The organism is Actinosynnema sp., from assembly GCF_052038725.1.
On the sequence record NZ_JBQGCX010000232.1, the window covers coordinates 1 to 3,085 of the forward strand.

At 71.0% G+C, this 3,085-nt stretch carries 2 protein-coding genes; both read left to right on the forward strand.

Features of this window, described 5'->3' with window-relative positions; genetic code table 11:
* Positions 1–54: 54 nt before the first annotated feature.
* On the forward strand, positions 55–1,692 hold the full coding sequence (locus tag ACTUAL_RS04520; RefSeq protein ID WP_440899362.1) for a methyl-accepting chemotaxis protein: 1,638 nt from the start codon (positions 55–57) through the stop codon (positions 1,690–1,692).
* A 118-nt stretch (positions 1,693–1,810) separates the two neighbouring features.
* Positions 1,811–2,671 (forward strand): hypothetical protein, encoded by an 861-nt coding sequence (locus ACTUAL_RS04525; protein WP_096492826.1) that lies wholly within the window; start codon positions 1,811–1,813, stop codon positions 2,669–2,671.
* The last annotated feature ends 414 nt before the right edge of the window (positions 2,672–3,085 follow it).

A 3,085-nucleotide genomic window follows, 5' to 3' on the forward strand; every position in this document is an offset into this window, starting at 1 on the left:
TGACTCGCCCGTACGCAGCACGGGATCGCGCCCCAAGGAAGGGACCACCGCACCATGGCCACCTCCACGACCTACGAGCCCGGCCGTGAGCCGTCGAAGCGCTCAGCACTGTCCCGGCTGCTGGCCGACCGCAGCGTCAACTCCAAGATCCTGACCGCCGTCGGCCTGTCCGCGGTCGTCGCGGTGGTCGTGGGCGTGCAGGGCCTGCTGTCGCTGAACAGCTCGGCCGCGAACGCCAACGGCATGGCGGACAACGCCAGGGCGCTCAACTCGCTGAACATGGTCGTCGACCGCACCGAGAGCGGCTACAAGAGCATCCTCAAGTCGCTGATCACCTCGGACGCGACCGAGACCCAGACCAACCTGGACAACGCGGGCAAGGCGTTCGCCACGGCCAAGGGCTACTTCGCGGACTACAGCGCGGGCAGCGACACCTCGCCGGAGGACAAGAAGCTGTTCGCCAGCACCCTGGACCAGCTGGTCGTGAAGCTCAACGGCACCATGAAGGACGCCGCGCTGGGCAACAACGCGGAGGCCGGGTACGCGCTCTACAACAGCGACCTGCGCCCGGTCATCGCGGTGCTGGACGACACCATGGCCAAGCTGCGCGACAAGGAGGTCTCGGACGTCACCTCGGGCACCGAGGCGATCGCCAGAGAGCAGTCCAAGAGCTTCTGGACCGAGATCAGCGTGCTGGTCGTCGGCCTGGCGCTGGCCCTGGGCCTGGCGCTGTACATCGCCCGGCTGATCACCGGCTCGCTGCGCGAGGTGTCCGGCGCCCTGGAGGCGGTCGCGGACGGCGACCTGACCCAGCGGGTGGCGGTGCGCTCGAACGACGAGGTCGGCGTCATGGCCGCCTCGCTGAACCGGGCCTCGGACGCGATGCAGGACACCGTGCGGGCAATCGGCCGCAGCGCGAACTCGCTGGAGGACTCGGCGCAGGGCCTGGCCGCCGTCGCGACGCAGGTCGCCGCCGCGGCCGAGGAGACCTCGGCGCAGGCCGGTGTGGTCGCCTCCGCCTCGGACCAGGTCTCGCGCAACGTGCAGACCGTGGCCACCGGCTCGGAGGAGATGGGCGCGTCGATCCGCGAGATCGCGCAGAACGCGAACGAGGCGGCGCGCGTCGCCAGCCAGGCCGTGACCGTGGCCGAGACCACCAACAGCACCGTGTCGAAGCTGGGCCAGTCGTCGGTGGAGATCGGCAACGTGGTCAAGGTGATCACCTCGATCGCCGAGCAGACCAACCTGCTGGCCCTGAACGCCACCATCGAGGCCGCCCGCGCCGGTGACGCGGGCAAGGGCTTCGCGGTCGTCGCGAACGAGGTCAAGGACCTGGCGCAGGAGACCGCGAAGGCGACAGAGGACATCTCGCGCCGGGTGGAGCTGATCCAGGCGGACACCTCGAACGCGGTGAGCGCGATCGGCGAGATCGGCGAGATCATCAGCCAGATCAACAGCTTCCAGCTGACCATCGCCTCGGCGGTGGAGGAGCAGACCGCGACCACGGCCGAGATGAACCGCAGCGTCAGCGACGCGGCGGGCGGCGTGGGCGAGATCGCCTCGAACATCCAGGGCGTCGCGACCGCCGCCGAGTCGACCACGGCGAGCGTCACCGAGACCTCCAGGGCCTCGGAGGGCCTGGCCCGGCTGTCCGCGGAGCTGCAGGAGCAGGTGAGCCGCTTCAAGGTCTGACGAGGGGTATCGCTCCTCGACGAGATCCACGTTACCTAACTCTGTGTGACAACCCGCACGGCGACACCGTTCACCCGAACAGGTGTCGCCGTACGGGGCGTTCATGCATACTGCAACGATGTACAGCCTGATCAGCGCGCCGGTTCTCGGCTTCGACCTGTCCCGTCTCGCGGGCGGCTCCGCCACCGCCGAGGTGCTCCTGACGGCCTGCGGGCTCACCCCGGACGACCTGGTGACGCTCGCCGACCACGCTCCGTCACCGTCGGCGGAGCTGATGCTGACCCGCAGCGCCGCGCTGGACGCCGCCGCGGCGCGCCCGTCGGTGCGCGAGCTGTCCTCTCGCGAGCCGAACCAGGTGATCGCGCTGCTGGAGCGCGCGCCGATCGGCGACCTGTCCGGGCTGCTGCGCTGCCTGCGCGACGACGTGCTGGACTGGACCGCGAACTGCGGCCTCGACCAGGAGACGGTCGAGCGCGCCACCGGCGTGATCGAGGACGTGCTGACCTCGACGTACCTGCGCGACCTGCTGCCCGACGCCGACCGCAGGCGCCTCGCGGCGGGCTGGGTGTCGGCGGGCCGCGCGCTGAGCCCGGTCCCGGTGGACCTGGGCCCGCAGGCCGAGGCGGTCGTGGCGTTCACCGAGCGCATCCGCCGGACCACCCCCGGTGAGGTCACCGCGCTCGCGGCCACCGCGGACCGGGTCCGCGCGGGCGGCGGCGACTGGGCGCGGTCGATGCACTCGGCGACCTGGGCGGTGCACCTGTCCGAGCGGATCAGGGCCGCCGCCGCCGCGCAGCTCATGCTGGTGCAGGCGGTCGAGCTGGCGCGGGTCCCGGTGCAGGTCAGCGCGGGCGGGGTGTGGAACCTGCTCAGCGGCGCCGCCCAGGCCCTGGTCGTGCGCGACCTCGGCGAGAGCAGCTCGTCCCTGGACCTGCTCACCCCGTGCGTCACCGTGCTCGGCCTCGACTGGCTGCGCTGACCGGCAACCCGGCTCCCGGCAACCCGGCCCCCAGCAACTAGGCCCCCAGCAACCGGGCCCCTAGTAACACTGTCCCCGCGCGCGGCCCCACCGGGCGGCCGGGGGCGGCCCCGAGGACGGGCCGGTCGGACCGACCGGCCGGTAACCTGGAACGGACCGGTTGCGCCGCAGGTGCCACGGTTGCGCGAGAGGTGCCGCGGAGCTTTTCCAGACCCTTTCTTGAGCGCCCTGACCTGCGGTTTCACCCCACCGGGTGCACAACGGTAATTCGCCGCTCCGCAACTTCGGAAATACCTCAACTCACCAGCCCGATGACCGTTTGGACCACTGCCGCGAGGGAGAATCCGCTCCCTCGCCGAAGCGGTGGAGGCCTCCGTGATCTCGGTTCTGGTGGTCGACGATTCGGTGGTCATC

What these genes read in the sequence shown, in the direction of transcription:
- ACTUAL_RS04520 (WP_440899362.1), top strand. Translation starts at nt 55, where the DNA reads ATGGCCACCTCCACGACCTACGAGCCCGGCCGTGAGCCGTCGAAGCGC.
- ACTUAL_RS04525 (WP_096492826.1), top strand. Translation starts at nt 1,811, where the DNA reads ATGTACAGCCTGATCAGCGCGCCGGTTCTCGGCTTCGACCTGTCCCGT.